Annotated in this window: 23 protein-coding genes; 14 read left to right on the plus strand and 9 right to left on the minus strand. The window is 66.2% G+C overall.

Annotated features, from left to right (window positions below):
* The first annotated feature begins 47 nt into the window (after nt 1-47).
* Genes ACFPME_RS15565 through ACFPME_RS15575 form a run of 3 tightly spaced genes read left to right on the plus strand, consistent with a single transcriptional unit; the run spans nt 48 to nt 2625 of the window.
* Nucleotides 48-1514 carry an aldehyde dehydrogenase gene (locus ACFPME_RS15565; RefSeq protein WP_377306566.1) on the plus strand — a complete coding sequence of 489 codons (1467 nt, stop codon included), beginning with the start codon at nt 48-50 and terminating at the stop codon, nt 1512-1514.
* Between the two features lie 20 nt (nt 1515-1534).
* Nucleotides 1535-2200, plus strand: a complete 666-nt coding sequence (can, locus tag ACFPME_RS15570) for a carbonate dehydratase (protein WP_377306567.1) — start codon at nt 1535-1537, stop codon at nt 2198-2200.
* Nucleotides 2197-2625: a RidA family protein gene (locus ACFPME_RS15575; protein WP_377306569.1), complete on the plus strand. Its 429-nt coding sequence runs from the start codon at nt 2197-2199 to the stop codon at nt 2623-2625. The genes can and ACFPME_RS15575 overlap by 4 nt, the downstream gene beginning before the upstream one ends.
* Nucleotides 2626-3143: 518 nt before the next feature.
* On the opposite strand, the gene hutG is transcribed toward ACFPME_RS15575, so the two are convergent.
* Entirely contained in the window at nt 3144-3923 is a 780-nt protein-coding gene (gene hutG, locus ACFPME_RS15580; RefSeq protein WP_377306570.1) for an N-formylglutamate deformylase, read from the minus strand.
* 14 nt (nt 3924-3937) lie between these two features.
* Nucleotides 3938-5284 carry a glutathione-disulfide reductase gene (gene gorA / locus ACFPME_RS15585; RefSeq protein ID WP_377306571.1) on the minus strand — a complete coding sequence of 449 codons (1347 nt, stop codon included), beginning with the start codon at nt 5282-5284 and terminating at the stop codon, nt 3938-3940.
* A gap of 186 nt (nt 5285-5470) precedes the next feature.
* On the opposite strand from gorA, the gene ACFPME_RS15590 reads away from it, so the two are divergent.
* On the plus strand, nt 5471-6817 hold the full coding sequence (locus tag ACFPME_RS15590) for a hypothetical protein (protein ID WP_377306572.1): 1347 nt from the start codon (nt 5471-5473) through the stop codon (nt 6815-6817).
* 39 nt (nt 6818-6856) lie between these two features.
* Here the strand turns inward: ACFPME_RS15590 and ACFPME_RS15595 are convergent, their stop codons facing one another.
* Nucleotides 6857-8254 carry a hypothetical protein gene (locus ACFPME_RS15595; protein WP_377306573.1) on the minus strand — a complete coding sequence of 466 codons (1398 nt, stop codon included), beginning with the start codon at nt 8252-8254 and terminating at the stop codon, nt 6857-6859.
* A 215-nt stretch (nt 8255-8469) separates the two neighbouring features.
* Here ACFPME_RS15595 and ACFPME_RS15600 point away from each other — a divergent pair, with 215 nt between their 5' ends.
* Genes ACFPME_RS15600 through ACFPME_RS15610 form a run of 3 tightly spaced genes read left to right on the plus strand, consistent with a single transcriptional unit; the run spans nt 8470 to nt 10706 of the window.
* Nucleotides 8470-8856: a BlaI/MecI/CopY family transcriptional regulator gene (locus tag ACFPME_RS15600; RefSeq protein WP_377306575.1), complete on the plus strand. Its 387-nt coding sequence runs from the start codon at nt 8470-8472 to the stop codon at nt 8854-8856.
* 2 nt (nt 8857-8858) lie between these two features.
* Nucleotides 8859-10073 (plus strand): TonB family protein, encoded by a 1215-nt coding sequence (locus ACFPME_RS15605; protein WP_377306576.1) that lies wholly within the window; start codon nt 8859-8861, stop codon nt 10071-10073.
* A gap of 60 nt (nt 10074-10133) precedes the next feature.
* Nucleotides 10134-10706, plus strand: coding sequence for a C40 family peptidase (locus ACFPME_RS15610; RefSeq protein ID WP_377306577.1), 573 nt, complete (start codon nt 10134-10136; stop codon nt 10704-10706).
* Between the two features lie 133 nt (nt 10707-10839).
* On the opposite strand, the gene ACFPME_RS15615 is transcribed toward ACFPME_RS15610, so the two are convergent.
* Together ACFPME_RS15615 and ACFPME_RS15620 are read right to left on the minus strand one after the other, a co-directional pair.
* A complete protein-coding gene (locus tag ACFPME_RS15615; protein WP_377306578.1) occupies nt 10840-11325 on the minus strand; it encodes an FKBP-type peptidyl-prolyl cis-trans isomerase in 486 nt (161 codons plus the stop codon).
* 65 nt (nt 11326-11390) lie between these two features.
* The gene (locus ACFPME_RS15620; protein ID WP_377306579.1) at nt 11391-12629 is read right to left on the minus strand and encodes an MFS transporter; all 1239 of its coding nucleotides are present in this window, start codon (nt 12627-12629) and stop codon (nt 11391-11393) included.
* 145 nt (nt 12630-12774) lie between these two features.
* Here ACFPME_RS15620 and ACFPME_RS15625 point away from each other — a divergent pair, with 145 nt between their 5' ends.
* Nucleotides 12775-13431, plus strand: coding sequence for a class I SAM-dependent methyltransferase (locus ACFPME_RS15625; RefSeq protein ID WP_377306580.1), 657 nt, complete (start codon nt 12775-12777; stop codon nt 13429-13431).
* Between the two features lie 179 nt (nt 13432-13610).
* Entirely contained in the window at nt 13611-14948 is a 1338-nt protein-coding gene (locus tag ACFPME_RS15630; protein ID WP_377306581.1) for a DEAD/DEAH box helicase, read from the plus strand.
* A gap of 208 nt (nt 14949-15156) precedes the next feature.
* Here ACFPME_RS15630 and fghA read toward each other — a convergent pair whose 3' ends face one another.
* Nucleotides 15157-16005 (minus strand): S-formylglutathione hydrolase, encoded by an 849-nt coding sequence (fghA, locus tag ACFPME_RS15635; protein WP_377306582.1) that lies wholly within the window; start codon nt 16003-16005, stop codon nt 15157-15159.
* A gap of 146 nt (nt 16006-16151) precedes the next feature.
* Between fghA and ACFPME_RS15640 the strand changes: the two genes are divergently transcribed.
* From ACFPME_RS15640 to ACFPME_RS15650, 3 genes are all read left to right on the plus strand, one after another.
* On the plus strand, nt 16152-18068 hold the full coding sequence (locus ACFPME_RS15640; protein ID WP_377306583.1) for a DEAD/DEAH box helicase: 1917 nt from the start codon (nt 16152-16154) through the stop codon (nt 18066-18068).
* 173 nt (nt 18069-18241) lie between these two features.
* Entirely contained in the window at nt 18242-19855 is a 1614-nt protein-coding gene (locus ACFPME_RS15645; RefSeq protein WP_377306584.1) for a sulfotransferase, read from the plus strand.
* Between the two features lie 110 nt (nt 19856-19965).
* A complete protein-coding gene (locus tag ACFPME_RS15650; protein ID WP_377306585.1) occupies nt 19966-20775 on the plus strand; it encodes a DODA-type extradiol aromatic ring-opening family dioxygenase in 810 nt (269 codons plus the stop codon).
* On the opposite strand, the gene ACFPME_RS15655 is transcribed toward ACFPME_RS15650, so the two are convergent.
* Together ACFPME_RS15655 and ACFPME_RS15660 are read right to left on the minus strand one after the other, a co-directional pair.
* Complete coding sequence (locus ACFPME_RS15655) at nt 20762-21151, minus strand: cupredoxin domain-containing protein (protein ID WP_377306586.1); 390 nt, start codon at nt 21149-21151, stop codon at nt 20762-20764. The two genes, ACFPME_RS15650 and ACFPME_RS15655, sit on opposite strands and share 14 nt — an antisense overlap.
* Nucleotides 21148-22089, minus strand: coding sequence for a metallophosphoesterase family protein (locus ACFPME_RS15660; protein WP_377306588.1), 942 nt, complete (start codon nt 22087-22089; stop codon nt 21148-21150). The genes ACFPME_RS15655 and ACFPME_RS15660 overlap by 4 nt, the downstream gene beginning before the upstream one ends.
* Before the next feature lie 160 nt (nt 22090-22249).
* Between ACFPME_RS15660 and ACFPME_RS15665 the strand changes: the two genes are divergently transcribed.
* Together ACFPME_RS15665 and ACFPME_RS15670 are read left to right on the plus strand one after the other, a co-directional pair.
* The gene (locus tag ACFPME_RS15665) at nt 22250-22819 is read left to right on the plus strand and encodes a sigma-70 family RNA polymerase sigma factor (RefSeq protein ID WP_377306589.1); all 570 of its coding nucleotides are present in this window, start codon (nt 22250-22252) and stop codon (nt 22817-22819) included.
* Complete coding sequence (locus tag ACFPME_RS15670; RefSeq protein WP_377306590.1) at nt 22809-23591, plus strand: anti-sigma factor family protein; 783 nt, start codon at nt 22809-22811, stop codon at nt 23589-23591. Before ACFPME_RS15665 ends, ACFPME_RS15670 begins: the two co-directional genes overlap by 11 nt.
* Before the next feature lie 19 nt (nt 23592-23610).
* Here ACFPME_RS15670 and ACFPME_RS15675 read toward each other — a convergent pair whose 3' ends face one another.
* Nucleotides 23611-23994, minus strand: coding sequence for a YkgJ family cysteine cluster protein (locus ACFPME_RS15675; protein ID WP_377306591.1), 384 nt, complete (start codon nt 23992-23994; stop codon nt 23611-23613).
* Between the last annotated feature and the right edge of the window lie 42 nt (nt 23995-24036).

The following is a 24036-nucleotide window of genomic DNA, read 5'->3' on the forward strand; positions in this document are numbered from 1 at the left end:
TCCCGGAGCCGGTGCAATTGCGGCACGCAGGTTTTAAGCTTGCGCAGATGTCTATCCCGCGCTTAGCCAATCTGATCGACGGTCGCCTGCAGGCGCCCCACCACGATGCCTGGCTCGATGTGCATGAACCAGCCAGCGGGGCGGTATTTGCGAGCTGCCCCGATTCGGACTCATTCGATGTCGACAGCGCAGTCGAAGCGGCTGGACGCGCGGCGGCCAACTGGGCCAGCACTCCGATCGAGCAACGCGCCCGTCTGCTGCAGCGCCTGGCCGATCTGATCGAAGCACGGCTGGAAGAATTCGCCGCACTTGAATCGCGCGACAGCGGCAAGCCGCTGAGCCTGGCGCGACGGCTCGATATTCCCCGTGCGGTAAGCAACCTGCGCTACTTCGCGGCGGCGATCATCGGTTGGGGCAGCCAGTCGCACGCCATGGAAACCGGCGCAGCCGGCACCGGCGCGATCAACTACACCTTGCGCCAGCCGCTCGGCGTGGTCGGCTGCATCAGCCCGTGGAATCTGCCGCTGTACCTGTTCACCTGGAAAATCGCGCCCGCGCTCGCCGCCGGCGACACGGTGGTGGCCAAACCCTCGGAGGTAACGCCCTGCACTGCCGCGCTGCTCGGCGAACTGAGCATCGAGGCCGGCTTTCCGCCTGGCGTGCTGAACATCGTGCAGGGCCGTGGCCCCACGGTCGGCCAGGCCATCGCCGAACACCCGCTGGTGAAGGCGATCTCCTTCACCGGCAGTACGGTCACCGGCGCCCGCATCGCCGGCGTGACGGCGGCGCAGTTCAAGAAGGTCTCGCTGGAGATGGGCGGCAAGAATCCGGCGATCGTGTTCGCCGACGCCGACCTTTCCGATGTGAACCTGGACACCATCGTGCGCTCGGGCTTCGCCAATCAGGGCGAGATCTGCCTGTGCGGATCGCGTCTGCTGGTGCAGCGGTCGATCCTTGAAGCCTTCCGCGCGCGCTACCTGGCCCGCGTGCAGGCACTGCGCGTCGGCGATCCGGCCGACGCCGGCAGCGACCTCGGTGCCATTGTCTCGAAGACCCACTACGACAAGGTGCTCGGCTGCATCGAGCAGGCTCGAGCCGAAGGCGGCCGCGTGCTGTGCGGCGGCGAGGCGATCACCCTGCTCGGGCGCTGCGCCAACGGCTGGTTCATCGCGCCGACCGTGATCGAAGGCCTGCCATCCGCGGCACAGACCAACCAGCAGGAAATCTTCGGCCCGGTGGTCAGCCTCATCCCGTTCGAGGACGAAGCCGAGGCGTTGGCGATCGCCAACGACAGCCGCTACGGGCTGGCCGCCTCGCTGTGGACGCAGGACCTGTCGCGCGCTCATCGGCTCGCCAGCCAGCTCGAGTTCGGCATCGTGTGGATCAACTGCTGGCTGCTGCGCGACCTGCGCACGCCGTTCGGCGGCGCCAAGCAATCCGGCCTCGGCCGCGAGGGTGGCACCGACGCATTGCACTTCTTCACCGAGCCGAAAAACATTTGCATACGCTATTGAACACCCCTACGGGATTGTCGATGAACTCACTGAAAGACCTGCTTGCCAACAACCGGCGCTGGGCCGCCAGCGTCACCGCGCAGGACCCGCACTTCTTCGAGCACCTGTCGCAACAGCAGGCACCGAAGTACCTGTGGATCGGCTGCTCCGACTCCCGCGTCCCGGCGACCCAGATCGTCGACCTGCCACCCGGCGAGATCTTCGTCCACCGCAACGTGGCGAACGTGGTGGTGCACACCGACCTCAACGCGCTGAGCACCATCCAGTTCGCGGTGGACGTGCTCGAGGTCAAGCACATCCTCGTCGTTGGCCACTACGGCTGCGGCGGTGTCGGCGCAGTACTCAAGCATTCCCGTCTGGGCCTGATCGACAACTGGCTCAAGCACATCGACGACATCGCCATGAAGCACGCCGACAAGCTCGACCCGGCGCAGGCTTTCGCGGTGCGCCAGGCCCGCCTGTGCGAACTGAATGCCATCGAGCAGGCACTCAACGTGTGCCATACCACGGTGGTGCGCGAGGCTTGGGAACGGGGTCAGCCGCTGGCCGTGCATGCCTGGATCTATGGCCTGGACGACGGCTGCATCCATGACCTCGGCCTGGATGTCCGTGGTCACGAACAGTTGCAAGAGGCCTATCAGACGGCACTGGCCAACCTCGCCGAACGCTGGAAGACATCCGGGTGAGCCGCAGCATCCGCACCGACACCGCACCCGCACCCGTCGGCGCCTATCCGCATGCGCGTCGCGTCGGCAACCTGTTGTTCCTTTCCGGGGTAGGCCCGCGCCGCCCTGGCGACAACGCGATCCCGGGCAATGTGCATGACGTGGACGGCCGGCTGCTGAGCTATGACATCGAGGCGCAGTGCAGGCAGGTGTTCGCGAACGTGCGCGCGGTGCTGGAAGCAAGCGGCGCAGCGTGGAGCGACCTGGTCGACGTGACCGTGTTCCTGACCGACATGCGGCGCGACTTTGCCATCTACAACCGGCTGTATACCGAATATTTCGCCGGAGTCGACGCCTGCCGCACCACGCTGGGCATCAGCGCGCTGCCGACGCCAATCGCCATCGAACTGAAATGCACTGCGGCGCTCGGGCCGGCCTCGGACTGAGCCGGGTTCAAGCAATCGCCAAAGAAAACCCCACCGATCTGCACCGGCGGGGTCTCGACTCAGGTATTGCCCGGCAGGGCTCAGCCCGCGGTGCTGGCGGACGCCGGGGCGGCGGACGCCGGAGCGGTGGACGCCTTGTGATGGTGACGCTTGCGATGATGGGTTTTCGGTTTCGCAGCCATGGTGGGACTGGCCGCTGTGGCCGATGCGGCGGGAGCTGCGGAAGCTGCCTGCGGTGCCGGGGTGGTCTGCGGAGTTGTTGCCTGAGCCAGTACGAAACCGGAAAGTCCAATGCCGGCAACGATCAGGGAAGCAGCCAGAAGTTTACGGATCATGATGTCGGGCCTCTCAAGGTATCGCGAACCCGGCCGGAACCCGGCAACTCGGGTGGCGCGACGCATCGACAATGCGGCGAAAACCGCATACCGCCGCTGAACGCAAAAGCGAATGTTCAAGCAGCCGCCGCACGCAAGATATTGACTTTCATCCCGTGCGGGCAGGCGCGCAAAACCTTGCGTCTAGCCGAGGCAAACCTGCAGCATCCGGCCGATCAGTTCCTGCACCGCCGGTGCCCGCTCCGCGGCGTACTCGAAACTCGCTTCGTCCATGTAATTGAGCTGCGCAAGCTCCAGTTGCACAGCCTGCACACCCGCCGCGAGGTCGCCATAATGACGGGTTATGTAGCCGCCCTGGAAGCGGCCATTGACCGCAAAACTGAAGCGCGACTGCGATTCCAGGCAAGCCTGCAGCCGCGATTGCAGCGCCGCGCCACAGCTTGCTCCCGCGGCCGTGCCGAGGTTGAAGTCCGGCAGCCGGCCGTCGAACAACATCGGCACGTGGCTGCGGATGGAATGGCCTTCCCACAGCACCGCCCTGCCGTGCTCCGCGCAGAGCCTCGCAAGTTCGTGCGTGAGCGCCTGGTGGTAAGGCTGCCAGAAATCATTCATCCGCCGTTGAACTTCGCTGCTGTCTGGGGCTTCTCCGTCCAGGTACAGCGGTTCTCCGTCGAACCCGATCGTGGGTATCAGGCCGGTTTCGCGCTGCCCCGGATACAGCAAATGTCCGTCGGCAGGCCGGTTGAGGTCGATGACGTAACGTGACATCAACGGCTTCAGCACGCTGGCACCCAGCGCCCGCGCGAGCGGTTCGTACAGCCTGCCGACATGCCAGTCGGTATCCGGCGAGCGGCGGGCTGCCGGGTGCATCCGCGCGGCGATTTCGTCAGGGATGAAACTGCCGTCGTGCGGCAGGCTGATCAATAGCGGCACCTGGCCGCGATGCAAGGTGAAATTGTCCATGCGCATCATTGTACTCAGTCCAGCAGCACGAGCTCCTCGGCCGAGCTGGGGTGGATCGCCACGGTCGCTTCCAGGTCGCGTTTGCGCAGACCGAGCTTCAGCGCCACGGCGAAGCCCTGCAGCATTTCGTCGACGCCCGGGCCCAGCGCATGGATGCCGAGCACGCGTTCGTCGTCGCCAACGCAGACCAGCTTCATCAAGCTTTGCCCCTGCCTGCCGGCCAACGCCCATTGCATGGGCGCGAAGCGGCCGCGATGGACGATGACCGCGTCGCCGTGCAACTCGCGAGCCGCTTCCTCGGTCAGGCCGACCATGCCCAGCGGCGGCGTGCAGAACACCACGCCGGGAATGTTGGCGTAGTCGAGCCGGGCATCCGGCTGGCCGCCGAAAAGCCGATCCGCCAATCGGCGGCCGGCCGCCACGGCTACCGGCGTCAGCGCCTTGCGCGCGGTCACGTCGCCGATCGCATGCACGCCTTCCACATTGGTGTCCTGCCATGCATCGGTCTGTACATGGCCGCGGTCGTCGACCGCCACGCCGATAGCGGCGAGCTGCAGCGCTTCTGTGGCAGGCACGCGGCCGACCGCCCACAGCAAGGCATCGTACGGTCCGCGTGAACCGGCCACGGCGTCGCCGATCAGGATGCCGTCGTCGCCACGGTGCACCGTCTGCACCGCGCTGCGCATGGCGAAGCGAATGCCTTGTGCTTCCATCAGGCCTTGTAGCGCAGCCACCATCTCAGCGTCGAAGCTTTCCAGCAGGCGATCATGCGCCAGCACCTGCACCTCGCTGCCGAACGTCCGCAGCAAGCTGGCGAACTCCATCGCCACATAGCCGCCGCCCACGACCGCCACCCGCCGTGGCAATGCATGCAGCGCGAAGACGTCGTCGGAGACCATGCCCAGCCGGAACCCCGGCAACGGCAATGTGCGCGGACCGGCGCCGGTGGCGATCACGATGTGCGCCGCATGCAGGCGGCTGCCGTCGGTCAGCTCGATCGCGTCCGCGGCGACGAAGCGGCCGGCCTGGCGGATTGTTTCGATGCCTGCATCATGCAGACGCTGCGCGTAGCGCTGGTCGATCGCGTCGATATATCGTGCACGCACCTGGCGGAACTGCTCCCAGTCCAACGGACCCGGCCGCGAAGCGAACCCGACATCGACCGCAAACTGCTGCGCCTGCGCCCATTGCGCGGCGAACCACAGCGCCTTCTTCGGCACGCAGCCGCGATGCACGCAGGTGCCGCCCAGCGCCGCCGGCTCAAGCAAAGCCACCCTGGCACCATGCTGGGCGGCTCGAAGAGCGGTCGCCAGGCCACCGGACCCGGCGCCCAGAACGATCAGGTCATGACTTGTGGCCATCGCAATGCCCTCGTGGACGCTCCGAATCTAGCGCACGCCGGCAGCGGTGGCACAGATGGCGCCGAGACAGCCGCAAAACCGGTCGCGCTCACCGCGCTGCGCTGGATCGGCAGGAGCGACGCCGGGTGCTTGCCTGGCGACCGCTTCGCGGGCACGCTAGCTGCGAACCATCCAGGGGGTCCGAGCATGCCGATCCGAATGTCGTTCCGAAGGTTTTCCACCCTGCTCTTTCTCGGCGCCCTGCTGGTACCAGCGGCCGCGGCGCAGAAGTTCAGCCCCGAGGCTGTCTCGATGTTCCACGCGCTGAACCGGCAGCCCAACGACCTGGCCCGATATGTCTATCTGGTCAAGACGATGCAGGATCTCCCGGAATCCGACCACGCACTGGCGATGCAGATGTTCGCCTCCACCGAGGACGAACTTGGCCTGTACAACGAGGCACTCCGCGATTTCCCGCTGAAGAGCCACACCGCCGCGGACACCACGCTGCCCACCGCAGCAGAGTGGAGGTCAGCCGATGCCGTCGAAGTCATCGCCGGCATGGCGACTGATCGTCGCGTGGTGTTGATCAACGAGGCGCACCATGACGCGCACACTCGACAGCTCACGCTCGCCCTGCTGCCACGCCTTCGTGCACTGGGCTTCAACTACTTCGCTGCCGAAGCGCTGCTGGACAAGGACGAGCAGCTGAAGCGACGCGGCTATCCGGTGAAGAGCAGCGGCACCGAGTATCTGCGCGAACCATCGTACGGCGACATCGTGCGGCGGGCGCTCAAGCTGGGCTTCAAGGTGGTGTCCTACGACGTGGACAGCGGCACCACGCAGGAACGCGAACTCGGCCAGGCCGAGAATCTCAATCGGAAGGTATTTGCCAAGGATCCCGATGCCCGCCTGTTCGTGCATGCCGGGTATGCGCACATCGACAAGGCCACTGGTCGCCTGGGCGGCACGGTACCGATGGCGATGCAGTTGCAGAATCTGACCGGCATTACGCCGCTGTCGATCGACCAGACCCAGTTCCGCGAGCAGATCCCGAGCGAAGCGGATGCCTACCGGAAACTCGTCGAGGTGTTCAAACCCGACGGTCCCACCGTATTGCTCAACCGGGCCAGCAACAAGCCGTGGAGCGCCCACCCGGAGCAGTACGATGTCAACGTGATCCTGCCAACCTCGGGCCTCGGAGCGGTCGAGAGCGGCTATGTGCAGCCTTCGACGATCGTGCACGACATGGTACGCAATCAGAATATGCTGGCGCATTTCGTCAACACGCAGCGTCCCGAATGGCTCACCCTGCACGATGAGCGTTTTCCGTACGCCGTGAGTACCACGCTTTGCAAGGTCACCACGCCGTGTGTCGTCGAAGCGCTATATGCGGGTGAATCGGACGACGCGATCGCTGCCGATCGCTACACCTTCATACAGGGGGATACGGTGAGCAAGCTGTATCTGCGGCCGGGTCGCTACCGCCTGCGCGCCTGGGACATCCGCGGCAAGACGCTGTCCGAGCAGGAGATCGAAGTCCACTCGCGATAGCGTGCGCCATTCCATGCAGGCGGGACGAAACCCTGTCGATCAGGGCTGCGCAATCCGGATGTCGCGTTCGTCCAGCGTGTGTCCGCCGACATTGACGGTGCGCAGCCGGTACCTGCCCGGCCGCAGGTAAAGGCTGTTTTTCGCCTTCTGCAGGAACACGTAGCGGTCCGCCGCGACAGCGTCGGCTGACTCGGCGGCATAGTCCGCCTCGACCATGCAGGGATAGTTTCCCGCACAGAATCCGCTGTCGATCGGCAGCGCTATCCGTTGATCGCCCAGCGGGAGCCAGTCAGGCCGATGTCCGCCATTTGCCGGTGGCAGGATTGCCGTCCTGCGATGATCGATATTCAGCACGATCGGACCCTGCGAGTAATCGGACGAGACGGTATTCGCCGGCGGCAGGATCACGTTGAGGTCGTAGACACCGGGCCGGGCGCTCCAGGGAACCTGGTCGGCATTCCGCAGCAACACGATGGCATGGGCCGGATGAAACTCGGCGATGAGGTGGGCGTAAGCGTCCGAGGCAGGCCGCTGCGGCACGTCACCGGGGCCCGAACCGAAGCGCGGCTGCATCGGCTGCAGTATGGTCTCGAATTTTTTCAGCGCGTGCAGGAAAGCGTGGTAGGCCAGTTCCTCACTGCGGGGGTTCTCTTCCCGAATGTCGGTCTGGTCGATGGATAGCGCTTCGACCCCGCTCAGCTTGGCCAATTGCATGGCCATCGGCTCGACCGGGCCAAGACGGCCTCGCTGCTTGTCGATATGCGCGTAACCGGCATGGACAAAAAGCTTGGCGTGGGGATTCCCGGCGAAGACCCGTTCGTACAGGTTTTTGGCCTGACCGTCTTCCCGCGCCTGCGGCGTTCCGTCCGTGTCGTAGGGAACGATGATGTAGCCGAGCCGGATGGCTTCGCGAACGATGTCGCCATATAGCGGCTCGCGGAGGTACTCGCTGCCGCTGCGGCGAACCGGATAGCCCCGCTGCATCAAGCCGGCGTCGCGTTCGTCGAGAGCCTCGGCGGCAAAGTGGGTAAACCCCATGGCGCGCAGCCGCGGCAGCAGGGCGAGGGTCAGCGCCCGCGTGTGCGCATCGTGATGCGCCTCGTTCACCATCACGAGGCGGCGATCACGGGCCAATGCCACGATCGCATCGGCCGCATCCACGCCATGCCAGTCTGCCGCGTTTGGCAGCGTCAGACCGGCGGGCAGCAGGGTGCGCAGCGGAAAATCGCGGACGGCCTCGCTGTACAGCCCCAGCTCCGCCTCGGCGGACGCCAGCAACTGCTGGGCCATCGGCTGGTCGCTCTTCGACAATCCGGGGATCGCCCCGACGAGATAGGTATAACGGGACAGCTCCTGCTTCAGCGGTTGCAGATCGCCAAGCAGGCTTTGCGGCGCCGGCGGCGGCGCCGGCGCTGCGCGCGCTTCAACACACGCCATCGCAACCAGGATTCCCAGGACCGTAAACAGGCACCGATGCATGACTTGCTCCCATGCGTTACCCGCCGCCAGATTAGATTTGGCTGGTATCGGGCGCAAGCGCTCTCGCCGTTGGCTCCGCATCACAACCACTGCTTTGAGAAAAGTGTTGCGAAAGTCGCCGCTGGCGCTATAGTTCGGCGAAGACTACATATGTAATCCTTGGGGCGGGCGACATGCCGGACAAACAGGTTTCCATCAGCGATGCGGAAAGCCGGGTGATGGGGGTGTTGTGGCAACGTGCGCCGCAAAGCTCGGAAGACATCGTCGCCGCCCTGCAGCAACCCACCGGCTGGCATGGCAAGACCATCCGCACCCTGCTCAACCGCCTGCTCCGCAAGGGTGCCGTGAGCGCGCAGAAGGACGGCCGCCGCTTTCTGTATTCCCCGTTGCTGGGTCGAGAGGCCTGGCAGCTTCAGGAAAGCCGCAGCCTGCTGGACCGCGTCTTCGGCGGCAAGATCGCGCCCTTGCTGACGCATTTCAGCCAGCATGAAGCGCTGTCGGCGAAGGACGTCGCCGAGCTGCGCAAGCTGCTCGACGCGATCGAGAAGAGGTCGCGCTGACGATGCCCGGCATATTGGTCTACGCGACGCTCGGGCTGGCCTTGGTGCTGGCGCTGCGCAAGCCGGCCCGTCGGGCGTTCGGTGCCGGGCCGGCGTTCACATTGTGGTTGTTGCCGCCGCTGCTGGCGTTGCTGCCGTGGTTGCCGTCGCCGCCTGCAACCTGGACAACGGCTCCCAGCTTGCTGGTTTTGCCTGCGTCGACCGCAATCGACGAACTGATCTTGCCTGCCGGGTCCACTCCGCATGGGGTCACCCTGCTCTGGCTGATCGGTGTTCTTGGATGCGTGCTGCGGCTGGCGCTGGGCTACGAACGCGTGCTGAGGCAGAGCAACCCACTGCCTGCCGGGATGCTGCGTGCGCTGCAGGCGGACCTGGGTGATCTGGACCCGGGCCGCTTGCGGCTGCATCCGGCAGGCCCGGCCGTGTTGTGGGCGCCACGCAGCCGGGTGTTGCTGCGGCCGGATTTCCTGGGCCGCTTCGATGCCCACGAACGGCGGCTGATGCTTCAGCACGAACTCGCGCATCTGCGTCGCGGCGACGCGTGGTGGAGCCTGCTGGCCGACCTCGCCGCGGCCCTGCTCTGGTTCCATCCGCTGGTCTGGTTGGCACTGCCCCGGTTGCGGCTGGATCAGGAACTGGCGTGCGACGACCGCGTATTGCGCCGCGCGCCGCAGGACGAAAGGAAATATGCACATACCTTGCTGCACAGCGCCGGCATGAACATCGCCCCGGTGCTGATTCCCTGGCTGTCCGAGCCCCAACTGAAGGAGCGACTGAACATGATCCAGCGTCATCGTCCCGGCACCCTGCGTCGCCGGCTCGGTTTCATCGCAATGGCGGCCATGATGGCGGGTGGCGCGTTTGCGACGCAGGCCCTGGTGCCTGCCCAGCCCGATCAGCCCGCATCCGCCGACCTCAGCTACAACACGTTGATCCAGCCACATTACCCGGCGGATGCGATCAAGAACAACCAGCAGGGAACGGTCATCCTCGACGTTCTGGTGGGTGCCGACGGCAAGCCGCGCACGGTCAGGGCCGAGCCTGCGCCGCAAGTCGCCGCGAGCCTGGTCAAGGCTGCCACCGATACCGCGATGCTGTGGCATTTCCATCCCACGACAAGGCACGGCAAGGCGGTGGAAGGCCATGCGCGCGTCCCCGTGAAATTCAGCCTGGCTCCGTTGCCCCCCGCACCGCCCAAGGGCTCGTCCAGTTTCTGAAAACTTCCATACAAGTTATTGATTTGATAACCTCGGCCCAACTTCCGCCGAGGTTATTCCATGCGTTATCCGGATCCTCCGAGCCGCGGCGCCCTGCCCGCACTGAAGCGCTGGGCCTGGCGGCTGCTGCCATGCCTGGTGCCTGTGCTGCTGGCCGCGTGCGCCGGCAGCCCGCATCGCCAACCCACGTTCAGGACTTCGCACTCAGCCTTGGCCGACCTGCCTCCCCGGGCGCCCTCGGCCGCCAGCGCAGGTGAGGCGAACGACATCCTGTTTCGCGCGATCGGGCTGGTCGGCACACGGTATCGCTGGGGCGGCAACACGCCGGCGGGCGGTTTCGATTGCAGCGGCCTGGTCGATTACATCTATCGCACTGCCGCGCGCATCAAGCTGCCGCGTACATCGCACGACATGGCCACAATGGGCGGCCGCAATGTGCGCCGCATGACCCAGTTGGCAAGCGGTGACCTGGTGTTCTTCGATATCGACGGCGCCATCAGCCATGTGGGGGTCTACGTGGGCAAGGGCCGCTTCGTGCACGCGCCGAACAGCGGCGGAACCGTACGGCTGGACGACATCGACGGGCCGTACTGGGGCGATCACTTCGCTTATGGAAAGCGGGTGCTGGACTGAGCAGGCTTGCGACCGCTTCGCGTGACCGGATGAACGGAGCGGAGCATCCGACGATTCCACCGCCCTGCCCACGGGCGCGGGAACAAAAAAACGGCGCCCAAGGGCGCCGTTGGTCTACTCGATGCACGCACCCTCAATGTGTTTCGGCACCGGGCGCGTGCGCATGGCCATGCTGGATCTCTTCCTCGGTGGCGTCGCGCACGTCACCCACCGTCACGTCGAAATGCAGCGTCTTGCCAGCCATCGGGTGGTTGACGTCCACGTCGATCGTGCTCATGCCGACCTTGTGCACGGTCACCGCGCGCTGGCCGCCTTCCTTCAATTGCAGCACGGTGGTCATGCCCGGCTTCAGGCGATTGGCCTGCGGGAAATACTTTTTCGACATGCGCTGGATCTGGCCTTCCTGGCGCTCGCCGTAGCCGTCGGCGGCAGCCACGTCCACCGACAGCGTGTCGCCGGGCTCATGGCCGTCCAGTGCGGTTTCCAGCCCGGGGATCAGCTGACCGTGGCCGAGCAGGATCCACAGTTGCTCGTCCCGATCGTGCGAGCTTTCCACTTTTTCGCCATCCACCTTCAGCGTGTAATGGATTGCGATGACCTTGTCTTTGCCAGCCTTCATTGCCTGTCTCGTCGATGGGGATCAAACGGCGGATTCTAGCAGCTGGCGGAAACCGTGGCCGCGGCTCAGGGTGATCGCTCGGCCGAACCAAAACGCACGCCGCGCGCCTCCGGCCCCAGCCACAACAGCAAGGCCAGCAACAAGGCCACCAGCACCATCCACAGGGACATCGCGAACGCGAAATCGCCCCCATGCCACTGCGCGAGCCACGTTTGTGCCGTGGCGGTGACGGCTGCCAGCAGGTTGCCCATCTGATAGGCGAATCCGGGCAAGGTGCCGCGCACCGCCACCGGCGACAGCTCGTTCAGATGCGTCGGCACCACGCCCCAGGCACCCTGCACCATCACCTGGATCAGGAACGCGCCGATGCCCAGCAGGATCAACGAGCCGCCATACATCCACAACGGAATCGCCGGGATCGCCAGCAACGCGGCAATCATCATGGCCTTGCGTCGACCGATCCGTTCGGACAACGCGCCGAAATACAGCCCACCCACCAGCGCCCCCAGATTGAGCAACGCGACCAGTACGAAGGCCGCCGCCGAACCCGTGGGCAGATGCAGGCTGGTTTCCTCGAAGGTGTGGTACATGTCCTGCGAGCCATGGCTGAACATGTTGAACGCCATCATCAGCAGCATCAGGTAGATCGCCAGCTTCCAGCGCCCGCGCATCGCTTCGAACAGACCGGGTCGGCTGGCAGCACGCGCGCCTTCTTTCCATACCTCCGACTCCGGCACCTTGCGGCGGATGTACAGCACCAGCAGCGCCGGAACCGCGCCGACCACGAACAGGCCGCGCCAGCCGATGTGGTCAACCAGCAGCCAGTTCGCCAGCGCGGCGAGGAAAAAGCCGCAGGGATAACCACTCTGCAACAGGCCCGAAACCGCGCCGCGTGCCTTCGCCGGTATCGACTCCATCGCCAGCGACGCACCGATGCCCCACTCGCCACCCATCGCGATGCCGAACAGGAAGCGCAGTACCAGCAACATGGTGAGTGACGTCGAGAACGCCGTGGCGAACTCGAACACCGAAAACAGGATCACGTCGAGCATCAGGATCGGCCGCCGTCCGAAGCGGTCGGCCAGCCGTCCGAACAGCAGCGCGCCCAGCGGCCGTGCAGCCAGGGTCAGGAACAGCGCATAGGTGATCTGCGCCGTACCCACCTCGAATTCTTTAGCCACCGTGACGATGACGAAGGTCAGCAGGAAGTAATCGAAGGCGTCCAGGGTCCAGCCGAGAAAGCTGGCCAGCACCGTGTGCCGCTGGGTGGAACCGAGTTCACGCAAAGGTGCAAGCAGCGACATCTGGACTCTCCCCGGAACACATGGCACGAGGCCATATCGTAGACGCCGCAGTGCCCAGCCGCGCAACCGCGACCATGCGACGGCCGATGGCACATCCGCATGCGATGACCTAGGCTGCCAGCATCCGCCGTCACGCAGGATCAGGATGGATCGCACCACCCACGAAATTATCGCCAGGCGCTACGACGGCCGGCTGCAGCGAGGCCATGTGCGCTGGAAGCTCCGCGTCGACCCCGCGTATGCCGCCACCGCGGCGGCCATCGCCGGCACCCCGTTGCCGTTGCTGGACATCGGTTGCGGCCTCGGCCTGCTCGGTCAGTATCTGAATGCCCTGGGACATGTGCAGCCGTACGTCGGGCTTGACCACGATCGCCGCAAGATCCTTGCTGCGCAGAGTGCGGCACATCGCGGCGGACTCGACGCCGTGGTGAACCTGCAACATGCCGGTGCAGATGAACTCCCCGCCGTGCGCGGCCACGTTGCCCTGCTCGACGTGCTGCACTATCTGAGCGCCGAGCGACAACGCAGCCTGCTGCAGGCAGCCGCAGGGCACCTGGCGCCCGACGGCTGTCTGGTCATCCGCAGCGTGCTGCGCGAACCGAACTGGCGCTTTCATGCCACCCGCGTGGAGGAGTTCTTCCTGCGCGTCTCGGGCTGGATTCCCGGCGGTGCGCAGCACTATCCCACGGCGGCCGAATTGCGCAGGCCGCTGGAAGATGCCGGGCTTGACGTGTGCATCGAATCACTGCGCGGACGCACCCCGTACAACAGCTATCTGATCGTGGCGCGCGCGCACCGCTGAGGCGGCTTCATGCCCCCTCGGAAACGACTCTGTTCAGGTTGATCGCGGCCCATGCAGACGCCGGGCCCTTGTCCCGCTATACTTGTCGGCGCAGTCGCTCTGATTGCTGCGGTGTATGCCGCCCCTTTCCCTTAGTTTGCAACACGGTATGAACACTCCGGGTTGCTCAGGAGTGTTACATGTCTTTTGATTCGCTGGGCCTTGCGCCCGCGTTGCTGCGTGCGCTTGCCGATTACGGCTACACCCAGCCCACCCCGATCCAGGCCGCCGCCATTCCGCCCGCGCTGGAAGGTCACGACCTGCTCGCCGCTGCCCAGACCGGCACCGGCAAGACCGCCGCGTTCGCGCTGCCGCTGCTGCAGAAGCTGTCCACCGCCGGTCAGACCATGACCCGCCGCCCTCGTGCGCTGGTGCTCACTCCGACCCGCGAACTGGCGGCCCAGGTGCATGAGAACCTGCGCGACTACGGCAAGCACATGCAGGTCAGCGCCACCACCATCTTCGGCGGCGTCAGCATGGGTCCGCAGATCAACGCGCTGCGCCGCGGCGTCGACATCGTCATCGCCACGCCTGGCCGGCTGATGGACCACATGCAGCAGCGCACGCTGGACTTGTCCGCCGTGGAAACGCTGGTGCTGGACGAAGCCGATCGCATGCTCGACATGGGCTTCCTGCCGGCATTGAAGCGGATTCTCGCCACGCTGCCGAAGAAGCGCCAGACCCTGCTGTTCTCTGCCACCTTCGCACCGGCGATCAAGACGCTGGCGATGGAGTTCATGCACAACCCGCGCGAGATCTCGGTCTCGGCGCCGAATACCGTCACCACCCTGGTCAGCCACCAGGTGCATCCGGTCGATACCTCGCGCAAGCGCGACCTGCTGCTGCACCTGCTCTCGGTCGACAGTCGCCGCCAGTCGCTTGTGTTCAGCCGCACCAAGCATGGCGCCGACAAGCTGGTGACTTTTCTGAATGCTTCGGGCCTGCGCAGTGCCGCGATCCACGGCAACAAAAGCCAGAATGCGCGCACTCGTGCGCTCAGCGACTTCAAGAGCGGTCGCGTTACCGTGCTGGTGGCCACCGACATCGCTGCCCGCGGCATCGACATCGAGCAGCTGCCGATCGTGATCAACTTCGACCTGCCGTCGGTAGCCGAAGACTACGTCCACCGCATCGGCCGCACCGGTCGCGCCGGCATGGAAGGCCTGGCGATCTCGCTGGTCAGCCATGACGAAAGCGGTCTGCTGTTCGATATCCGCAAGTTGCTCAAGCAGGACATCGCGATCACGCCGATCGCCGGCTATGAGCCCTCCGCCCCGCTGCGTCTGGATGCCGGCGCGCCACGCCCGAAACAGGGTGGCGGTGGCGGTGGTGGCGGGCAGCGCCAGTCGCGTGCACCGCGCCAGGGCAAGCCGGCCGGGTCGGCGCGGCCGAACGGTTATGCGCCGCAAAGCCGTGGCGATCACGCCGCCGGCAATCAGCGCCGCCGCTCGAACTCGCGCCCGGCCGCCAAGGCCTGAGCCAATGCTTAGGTGATGTCGAACAGGGCGGCCTTGTGGCCGCCCTGTTCGTTTGCGGTAGCCATCGGCACCGGTGAACGCGGTACTCCTCCGGGTGGCAAGCTCGCCACGCTCGCCGTTCCCGCGAAAGCACGGCTCCATTCGCCTTCGCAGGAACTTCGCAAGATCGAAGACATTGGATTCCCGCTTTCGTGGGAATGAACCTCCCTCACAACAATCCCATCGCCCCGGCATGGTGGCGCAGGTGATCGTCGATGAAGCTGGTGATGAACCAGTAGCTGTGGTCGTAGCCGGCATGCCGGCGCAGCAGCAGCAGCTGTCCCGCTTCGGCGCAGACCTGGTCGAACAGCTCGGGTTTCAGCTGGGTTTCCAGGAACTGATCAGCCTCGCCCTGGTCGATCAGGATCGTGCCGGGAAACGTCTGTCGCCGTACCAGCTCGCAGGCGTCGTAGCCGGTCCATCCCTGCGGGTCGTCGCCCAGATAGCGCGGTAGCGCCTTGCGCCCCCACGGCACCTGGGTGGGCGCCACGATGGGCGCGAACGCCGACACCGACCGGTAACGCGCCGGATGCCTCAGGGCGATGGTCAAGGCGCCATGACCGCCCATCGAATGGCCGCAAATGCCGCTGCGTGACGCATCCACCGGGAACTGCGCGGCTATCAGGGCCGGCAGTTCGTCAACCACGTAACTGTGCATGCGAAAGCGCGACGACCAAGGCGCTTCGGTGGCATCGACATAGAACCCGGCGCCTTCGCCGAACTCCCAGTCACCGGTGGCGCCGTCGATGCCGGTGCCGCGCGGACTGGTGTCCGGCATCACCAGCACCAGGCCCAGTTCGGCCGCCGCCCGTTGTGCGCCCGCCTTGATCGTGGCGGTCTCCTCGCTGCAGGTCAGCCCGGCAAGGAAATACAACACCGGACACGGCTTCACCCTGGCCTGCGGAGGCTGATACACGGCGAAGCGCATCGGTCCGGCACAGGCTTCGGAATGATGCCGATAGAAACCCTGCACGCCGCCATGCAGACGCTGTTCGGAAATCGTTTCGGGCATGCGCATCCTCGCGTCCGGCAGGCCGCAGAGCATAACCGCTACCCGGCCCGTGCCGCGTTCAGCGAGAAGCCGGACGCACCAACGCGGAGGCTGGTAGAATGCACGACCCGCGCGTCGCATTTCCGACGCTGCCATCTGTTCTGAGGTACCCCATGTCAGCCCCCATTTCCGACAACGCCCCGGTTCCGTCCGGCTTTGGCGCACTCGCACTGCACCCCGACGTTCTGCGTGTACTCGCCGACGTCGGCTATGAATCCCCCTCGCCGATCCAGGCTGCCACGATCCCGCCCTTGCTGGAAGGTCGCGACGTGCTCGGCCAGGCGCAGACCGGCACCGGCAAGACCGCCGCGTTCGCGCTGCCGATCCTGTCGCGGATCAACCCGCGCGCCGGCAAGCCGCAGGCTCTGGTGCTGGCGCCCACGCGTGAACTGGCCATCCAGGTGGCTGAAGCGTTCCAGCGCTACGCCGCGCACATCCCCGGTTTCCAGGTGCTGCCGATCTACGGCGGTCAGAGCTACGGCCCACAGCTGCATTCGCTGAAGCGCGGCGTGCACGTCGTGGTCGGCACGCCCGGCCGCGTGATCGATCACATGGACAAGGGCACTCTGGATCTGTCCGAGCTGCGTTTCCTGGTGCTCGACGAAGCCGACGAAATGTTGCGCATGGGCTTCATCGACGATGTCGAGAAGGTATTGCAGGCGACGCCGCCGCAACGCCAGATCGCGCTGTTCTCGGCGACCATGCCCAGCGTGATCCGCAAGATCGCACAGAAGCACCTGAAGGATCCGGTCGAAGTCACCATCAAGACTTCCACCAGCACCGCGCCGAACATCCGCCAGCGCTACTGGTTCGTCAGCGGCATGCACAAGCTCGATGCGATGACCCGCATCCTGGAGGCCGAACCGTTCGACGCGATGATCATCTTCGCGCGCACCAAGCAGGCCACCGAGGAACTGGCGGGCAAGCTGCAGGCGCGCGGGCTCGCCGCCGCCGCCATCAACGGCGATATCGCCCAGCCACAGCGTGAGCGGGTCATCCAGCAACTGAAGGACGGCAAGCTCGACATCCTGGTCGCCACCGACGTGGCTGCGCGCGGCCTCGACGTGGACCGCATCAGCCACGTGCTGAACTACGACATTCCCTACGACACCGAAAGCTACGTGCACCGGATTGGCCGCACCGGCCGGGCCGGCCGCGCCGGCGACGCGATCCTGTTCGTCAGCCCGCGCGAGCGCGGCATGCTGAACGCGATCGAGCGTGCCACCCGCCAGCCGATCGAGCAGATGCAGCTGCCGTCGGTCGACGTGGTCAACGACGTGCGCATCGGCAAGTTCAAGCAGCGCATCAGCGACATGCTAGCGCAGGGCGATCTCGGCCAGTTTCAGCAGCTGATCGAACAGTACGAGCAGGAGCACAACGTGCCGGCGATCGAGATCGCCGCCGCATTGGCACGCATCGCCCAGGGCGATCAGCCGTTGCTGCTGGCGCCGCAGCCGAAGCGCGAAAAGTACGAACCCGCCTCGCGCGAGCGCGTCGACCGCGCGGCACCGCGCGAGCGTACGAGCAGCGAGCGACGTCCGCCGAGTGCGCGCGAAACGACTGGTGCCAGCCATCCGCCGCGCGAGCCCAGGGCGCACGAGCAGCGTCCGCGCGAACATGGCGCGCACGAGAACGCGGCACCGCGCGACGTCGGCCATCGTCCGGTGCGCGCGCATGCCACCGAGGAAGGCAAGCGGACGTATCGCGTCGAGGTCGGCCACGAACATGGCGTGAAGCCGGGCAACATCGTCGGCGCGATTGCCAACGAGGCCGGCCTGGAAAGCCAGTTCATCGGCCGCCTCAGCATCCGCGATCACTACAGCCTGATCGATCTGCCCGAAGGCATGCCGGCGGAAGTGTTCGAGCACCTCAAGAAAGTGTGGGTGGTGCAGCAACAGTTGCGCATCCACGAGTGGGACGGCACCGACACCGGCACCAGTGCGCCGCCATCGCACAAGCCGGGTGGCTTCAAGAAGCCAGGTGGCTTCAAGCCGCGGCCGAGCGGCGGCAAACCGCCGCGTCGCAAGTAACCGTTTCGGATCGCGCCGTTCGCCCCTGGGCCAGCGGCGCGACCAGGCGCACCAACACGATCATCTTGTCGTTCGACTGATGCGTGCAGAAACAGGATGGCGACGGGCCGCTCGATAAGCACCCGCGCGACGACGTACCATCGGCTGGATCGTCGCCGCTGCGAAACCGTCGCATGTCCAGCCCTTCCATCGAACAGTGCCAGCGCAACCGTGCCGAACCGTGTCTCGACGGTCTCGCACCTGCAGCCGTGCAGCAACTGCAGGCGGCGGCACAGGCCATTCGTGAAGGTGTCGAAGGCGCCGCACGGCAGGCGCTGGATACGGTTCTCGCGATGACGCCGGAGCATCCGGAAGCGCTGCGGCTGTACGGCATCCTGCACACCCGCGCGCAGCGGCATGACGAGGCGCGGGCCATGTTGCAACGGGCCATCGCGCAATGGCCGGACTACGCGCTGGCGCATTCCGATCTGGGCAACGTACAACAGGCCGCCGGCGAGCTGGATGACGCCTTCGCCAGCTGGCGACAGGCCTGTGCGCTGGCGCCGGAGTCAGCGATGCCGTGGTTCAACCTCGGCCGCAACCTGCAGCAACAGGGCGATACCGGCGCGGCGATCGACGCGCTGCGGCAGGTTCACGCACTGGCGCCGGATTTCCTGCCCGCGCTGATCCTGCTTGGCGACGCACTGGTGCACGCAGGCCGTTTCGACGATGCCGATGCTCGCTATCGCGAGGCACTCGCGCTGCATCCCGCCTGCGGCGACGCCTGGCGCGGGCTGGCGAACATGAAGACGCGGCCCTTGTCCGGGATCGATCGCGAACAGCTGGCGACGGCGCTGCGCCGCACCGACATCGACCCGCCTGACCGTATCGCGATGGGCTTTGCGCTGGGCAAGGCGTACGAGGACCAGTGCCAGTACGAGCAGGCGTTTGCCGCACTGAACACAGCCAACGCGCAACTGCGCGAGCTGGCGACATGGCATGCGGGAGCGTTCCATGCACACGTCGACGCGATGCTCGCCGCCTCGGCCGGCCTGCCGACACCTGCGGATGCCACGCTCGGCCACGAGGTGATCTTCATCGTCGGGTTGCCGCGCTCCGGTTCCACGCTGTTCGAGCAGATCCTCGCCACCCATCCCGAGGTCGAAGGCGCCAGTGAACTGCCCGACCTGGAACAGGTGCTCGGCGAGGAATCCACCCGCCGCCGCCAGCCGCTGCTGCAGTGGATCGGCGGCGCCAGCGCCGACGACTGGCAGCGACTGGGCCAGCGCTATCTGCAACGCACCGCGCGCTGGCGCCGGACCAGGCCACGCCACACTGACAAGCTGCCGTCCAACTGGCTGCTCACCGGCGTGCTCGCTGCGATGCTGCCGGGCGCACGCATCGTGGACGCCCGCCGCACTGCGCTGGAGGCCGGCTGGTCCTGCTACAAGCAGCAGTTCTACCGGCTGCCGCATTTCGCCTGCACGCTGACCGACATCGCCGCCTATATCCGCGACTACGAACGCGTGATGGCGCAGTGGCAGGCCGCCGATCCGCGGCGCATCCGCATCCAGCGCTACGAAGCGCTGCTGGCCGAGCCGGAACATGAGATCCGCGCGCTGCTGGCATTCTGCGGACTGCCGTTCGATCCAGCCTGCCTCCACTACGATCGGGCAACGCGCAGCGTGCGCACTGCCAGCGCGGCACAGGTGCGCCGGCCGCTGCAGCGCGATACCGCGCGCGCAGGCCACTACGGTGCGCTGCTCGATCCGCTGCGGTTCGGGCTTGGCATCCCCACGATCAAGTGACGCACCGCCATCGTGCGCTGCCGACGACACATCGTTTCCGCCAGCGGGCTCCGCATATCCTCCATGCGCCCCCACCATGACGGCATGGATTCCCGCGGAGCAAACCCCCAATGACCACCCTGCCCAGTCTGTACATCTCGCACGGTTCGCCGATGACCGCCCTGCAACCCGGGCTGACCGGCAAACGACTGGCCGAACTGGCGGCCGTGTTGCCGCGACCGAAGGCGATCGTCATGGCCAGCGCGCACTGGCTGTCGCGACGGCCGCTGGTCGGCAGCGCAGCCGCACCGGAAACCATCCACGACTTCGGCGGCTTTCCCGCGGCGCTGCATCAACTGCGCTACCCGGCACCCGGTTCGCCGGTCCTGGCCGATCGCGTCGTGCAGTTGCTGGATCAGGCGCAGCTGACGCCGAGGGCCGACCCCACGCGCGGACTGGACCACGGCGCGTGGGTGCCGCTGCGCCTGCTGTATCCGGACGCCGACATTCCCGTAGTACCGGTCTCGATCCACCCCGAACTCGGCCCCGCCCACCAGTACGCGCTGGGTCAGGCGCTGGCGCCGTTGCGCGACGAAGGGGTGCTGGTGATCGGCTCCGGCAGCATCACCCACAACCTGCATGACCTTGGCGCTGGCTACAGCGACGAGCGGCAGGCGCCGTACGTGAAGCCGTTCATCGACTGGATCGAACAGAAGCTCGCTGCCGGCGATATCGAGGCGCTGCTCGACTATCGCCGCCAGGCACCGTTCGCCGAGCGCGCCCACCCCACCGACGAGCACCTGCTGCCGTTGTTCGTGGCGCTTGGCGCGGCGGGCGCGAACACGCAGGCGCAACGGATCGACGCCGGCATCGACATGGGCCTGCTGGCGATGGACATCTACCGCTTCGACGGCCCGATCGCCCCGCTTACTGCACGATGATCACGCCGACCATCATCGGGTGGATCGAGCAGTAGTAGGCGTAGGTGCCCGGCCTGGAGAACGTCACGGCGTAGGAGTCGCTAGTGTCCAGCCCCTTCGAGGAGGCGAACAGTGCGCCGGCGCTGGCGATCACGTGGGGCTCCTCGTCCTGGTTGGTCCACACCACGCGGGTACCTGCGGGCACCGTCAACGTCGAGGGCGCGAAGGCGAAGTTGCGTATCCGTATCTGCTGCTGCGGCTGCACGGCTTTCGAGGCCGAGGCAGCCATGGCGGCGGGCGAGACGATGCCGACGCAGCAGAACGCCACCATCACCAGCGCGCCGGCAGACCAACACGACGCGCGCGGTCGCGCCGATCCAGGGCCAGCCGCTTTCATGACAGCACCTCCTCGGTCACGGCGAGCGCCTGGCTGCCCCGCACATGGCGTATGTCGCGGATGCCGAGATAGCGATGCAGCGCGCCCGGCGCGACCTCCTTCATGGGCCCGGGCCCGGCGCCGACACCGGGTGCCGGCTGCGGGTAGGCCGTCGAGCGCGCCGTGTAGAACGTGATGCTGCCTTCCACTTTCTGCTGGATCTGGTGGATATGGCCGTTGAGCACGCTGACCGAACCAAAACGCCGCAGGCAGCCCATCGCCTCGGCGCTGTCCTCCGTGCCCCAGCCCCATGGCGGATACAGCGGCCACAGCGGCATGTGGGCGAACACCACCAGCGGGGTTTCGGCCGACAGCCCGGCAAGATCCTTTTTCAGCCAGGCCAGCTGTGCTCCACCCAGCGAGCCGAGCCCGCCGGCCTTGAGATTGAGCACGTTGATCAAACCGACGAAATGCACGCCGCGATGGTCGAAGCTGTACCAGCCGCCGGCGTGCTGGCGTTCGCCGAAGCGGCGAAAGAATTCGGCGCCATTGTCGCCGATCACGTCGTGCTCGCCGGGCACGTAGAACACCTTGCGCGCGTGCGATTCCTGCATCACGCCGGCCAGCGTGTCGAACTCCGAAGGTTTCGACAGATGCGTGAGATCGCCGGTGTGCAGCAGGAAATCCGGAGGCGCAGCCTGCGCATTGGCCTGCGCCACCGACGCGCGCAGGGTGCCCACCACGTCCATGTTGGGTTCCTTGTGGAAGCCGATGTGAGAGTCGCTGATCTGCGCAAAGCTGAAGCTGGCGTCTGCCGAAGATGCCGTGGTCGCACCATCACCGAACGGCTGGGCGCGCAGCACGCCGCCCTTCATCAACCAGAGCGTGCCGGCCCCGGCCCAGGCCATGCATTTGAGGAACTGCCGTCGGCTGCCGGCTTCGTTGTCGTGTTTTTGCATGATGAACACTCCGCAGGAGAGAGCGGTCGAACAACCGCTCCGGGGATGGGAAGCCGCGTATGCCTTGCTGCCCTTCTCCATGCATTACCGCTCGCCTGGATCGCCTATTCCCGCTTCTGCGCGTCCGGAATAAAGTCAGGTCAATCGAGGTAGTCCTCTTATGACCGCCGATCTGCATGTCATGCCGCCAAACCCGGACAGCATCCGCAGCGCACGCTTCGAGGCGCTCGTGCTGCCTTGTCTTGACGCGGCCTACAACCTCGCACGCTGGCTCGCGCGCAATGATGCGGATGCGCAGGATGTGGTGCAGGAAGCGATGCTGCGGGCGCTGCGCTACTTCGACAGCTTCCACGGCAACGACGTGAGGGTCTGGCTGCTCGCCATTGTGCGGAACACCTACTTCACGCTGCGCACGAAAACTCCGCAAAGCGGCCTGCACGAGTCACTGGACGAAGACACCCGCCCGCTCGTCGATGAAGGCCCTTCCCCGGAGACCCTGACCTTGCTGGCGGTCGACGTCGGCACCCTGCAGCTGGCGCTCCAACGGCTGCCTTCTCCACTGCGCGAAGTGCTCGTGCTGCGCGAGCTGGAAGAGTGCTCCTACAAGGAGATCGCCGCGATCACCGGACAGAAGATCGGCACCGTCATGTCCCGGCTTGCCCGGGCCCGCGACCGCCTGAGAGCAGAACTGACCCACCGTCCCAGGGAGGTACGCCGCCATGACGTGTGACGACGCCCGGCTGCTGGTGCACGCCTATCTCGACGACGAACTGGACGCCGCGCAAAGCGCGGACATGGCCAGGCACCTGCAGGATTGCGCCGCATGCGCGGCGAGCTATGGCATCCACGAGCGGCTGCGCAAGGCACTGGCACAACCAGGGCTCTACCACCGCGCGCCCGATGCATTGCGCGAACGCTGGATTGCCGCGCAACCCACGGCGAGGCCCGCCCCGCCGACATCCTCCCGGCCCCGGCGCATGCCGCTCGCCTACGCGATGGCCGCCGGGTTTGCCGGCGCGCTGCTGCTCACCAGCCCGGCCTGGATCACCGCGTTGCGGCAACGCAGCGCGGAGGACGGCAATCCGGTCGTGGCCGAGGCGGTCTCCAGCCACGTCCGCTCGCTGCAGGCGCACCACCTGACGGACGTGGTGTCGACCGATCAGCACACAGTAAAGCCCTGGTTCGAGGGCAAGCTTGACTTCTCGCCGCGAGTGAAGGACCTGGCCGGCGAGGGGTTCCCGTTGATCGGCGGCCGTCTCGATGCGATCGGCGGACGCAGCGTCGCTGCCCTGATCTACAAGCGGCACCTGCATGTGATCAACCTCTACCAGTGGCCGACAGATTCGACGACAACCGCGCAACCCGAAGTACAGCGCCACGGTTACACCGTCATCCGCTGGACGGCCGACGGCATGCGCTACGTCGCCATCTCCGACGTCAGCGCCGGCGATCTGAAGCAGTTCGTGCTCGCCTTCCGCAACGACGCCGGCACATCACCCTAGGCGCACTCGATCGATGCGGTCAGGCGATCTGCGTCAGCGGGCCGGCAGGATCGAACGGCTCGACCCAGTCGGCAGGTGTCAGCAGCGGCAGGCCATGGGCGAGCCGCGCCTTGTCGCATTGGGGGCTGCTCGCGCCGAACTCCCACGACGGCGGGACCTCGCGGCATACCGAAGGGCGTCGCGGGTAGATGCCGCAGTGCGCGGCTTCGCCGACCGTGCCCTGCAATGCCACGCAGTACGGCTGCGCGGCATTGGTACCGCGCATCACCAGCCGGTGGGGGTCGAACTTTTCGGTCAATTCCGGCGGTACGCATCCGCCCAGCGAGGCCTCGGCCTCCGACCAGTGAAAGGACACGCGAAAAAACTTGCAGCAGACACCGCAGCGCAGACAGGGATGTTGCATCGAATCGACTCAGGCGCACCCCGAGGCGCGCAGCCGTGAATT

The organism is Rhodanobacter umsongensis (assembly GCF_042654965.1).
GTDB classification, from domain to species: Bacteria; Pseudomonadota; Gammaproteobacteria; order Xanthomonadales; family Rhodanobacteraceae; genus Rhodanobacter; species Rhodanobacter umsongensis.

Bases quoted from the DNA above. Each gene is read 5' to 3' on its own strand.
- ACFPME_RS15665 (WP_377306589.1), top strand. From the start codon at position 22,250: ATGACCGCCGATCTGCATGTCATGCCGCCAAACCCGGACAGCATCCGC.
- ACFPME_RS15620 (WP_377306579.1), bottom strand. From the start codon at position 12,629: ATGTCGCTGCTTGCACCTTTGCGTGAACTCGGTTCCACCCAGCGGCAC.
- ACFPME_RS15645 (WP_377306584.1), top strand. From the start codon at position 18,242: ATGTCCAGCCCTTCCATCGAACAGTGCCAGCGCAACCGTGCCGAACCG.
- ACFPME_RS15655 (WP_377306586.1), bottom strand. From the start codon at position 21,151: ATGAAAGCGGCTGGCCCTGGATCGGCGCGACCGCGCGCGTCGTGTTGG.
- can (WP_377306567.1), top strand. From the start codon at position 1,535: ATGAACTCACTGAAAGACCTGCTTGCCAACAACCGGCGCTGGGCCGCC.
- ACFPME_RS15640 (WP_377306583.1), top strand. From the start codon at position 16,152: ATGTCAGCCCCCATTTCCGACAACGCCCCGGTTCCGTCCGGCTTTGGC.
- ACFPME_RS15600 (WP_377306575.1), top strand. From the start codon at position 8,470: ATGCCGGACAAACAGGTTTCCATCAGCGATGCGGAAAGCCGGGTGATG.
- gorA (WP_377306571.1), bottom strand. From the start codon at position 5,284: ATGGCCACAAGTCATGACCTGATCGTTCTGGGCGCCGGGTCCGGTGGC.
- ACFPME_RS15670 (WP_377306590.1), top strand. From the start codon at position 22,809: ATGACGTGTGACGACGCCCGGCTGCTGGTGCACGCCTATCTCGACGAC.
- ACFPME_RS15660 (WP_377306588.1), bottom strand. From the start codon at position 22,089: ATGCAAAAACACGACAACGAAGCCGGCAGCCGACGGCAGTTCCTCAAA.
- ACFPME_RS15675 (WP_377306591.1), bottom strand. From the start codon at position 23,994: ATGCAACATCCCTGTCTGCGCTGCGGTGTCTGCTGCAAGTTTTTTCGC.
- fghA (WP_377306582.1), bottom strand. From the start codon at position 16,005: ATGCGCATGCCCGAAACGATTTCCGAACAGCGTCTGCATGGCGGCGTG.
- ACFPME_RS15590 (WP_377306572.1), top strand. From the start codon at position 5,471: ATGCCGATCCGAATGTCGTTCCGAAGGTTTTCCACCCTGCTCTTTCTC.
- ACFPME_RS15615 (WP_377306578.1), bottom strand. From the start codon at position 11,325: ATGAAGGCTGGCAAAGACAAGGTCATCGCAATCCATTACACGCTGAAG.
- ACFPME_RS15650 (WP_377306585.1), top strand. From the start codon at position 19,966: ATGACCACCCTGCCCAGTCTGTACATCTCGCACGGTTCGCCGATGACC.
- ACFPME_RS15610 (WP_377306577.1), top strand. From the start codon at position 10,134: ATGCGTTATCCGGATCCTCCGAGCCGCGGCGCCCTGCCCGCACTGAAG.
- ACFPME_RS15595 (WP_377306573.1), bottom strand. From the start codon at position 8,254: ATGGCGTGTGTTGAAGCGCGCGCAGCGCCGGCGCCGCCGCCGGCGCCG.
- ACFPME_RS15625 (WP_377306580.1), top strand. From the start codon at position 12,775: ATGGATCGCACCACCCACGAAATTATCGCCAGGCGCTACGACGGCCGG.
- ACFPME_RS15565 (WP_377306566.1), top strand. From the start codon at position 48: ATGTCTATCCCGCGCTTAGCCAATCTGATCGACGGTCGCCTGCAGGCG.
- ACFPME_RS15605 (WP_377306576.1), top strand. From the start codon at position 8,859: ATGCCCGGCATATTGGTCTACGCGACGCTCGGGCTGGCCTTGGTGCTG.
- ACFPME_RS15630 (WP_377306581.1), top strand. From the start codon at position 13,611: ATGTCTTTTGATTCGCTGGGCCTTGCGCCCGCGTTGCTGCGTGCGCTT.
- hutG (WP_377306570.1), bottom strand. From the start codon at position 3,923: ATGGACAATTTCACCTTGCATCGCGGCCAGGTGCCGCTATTGATCAGC.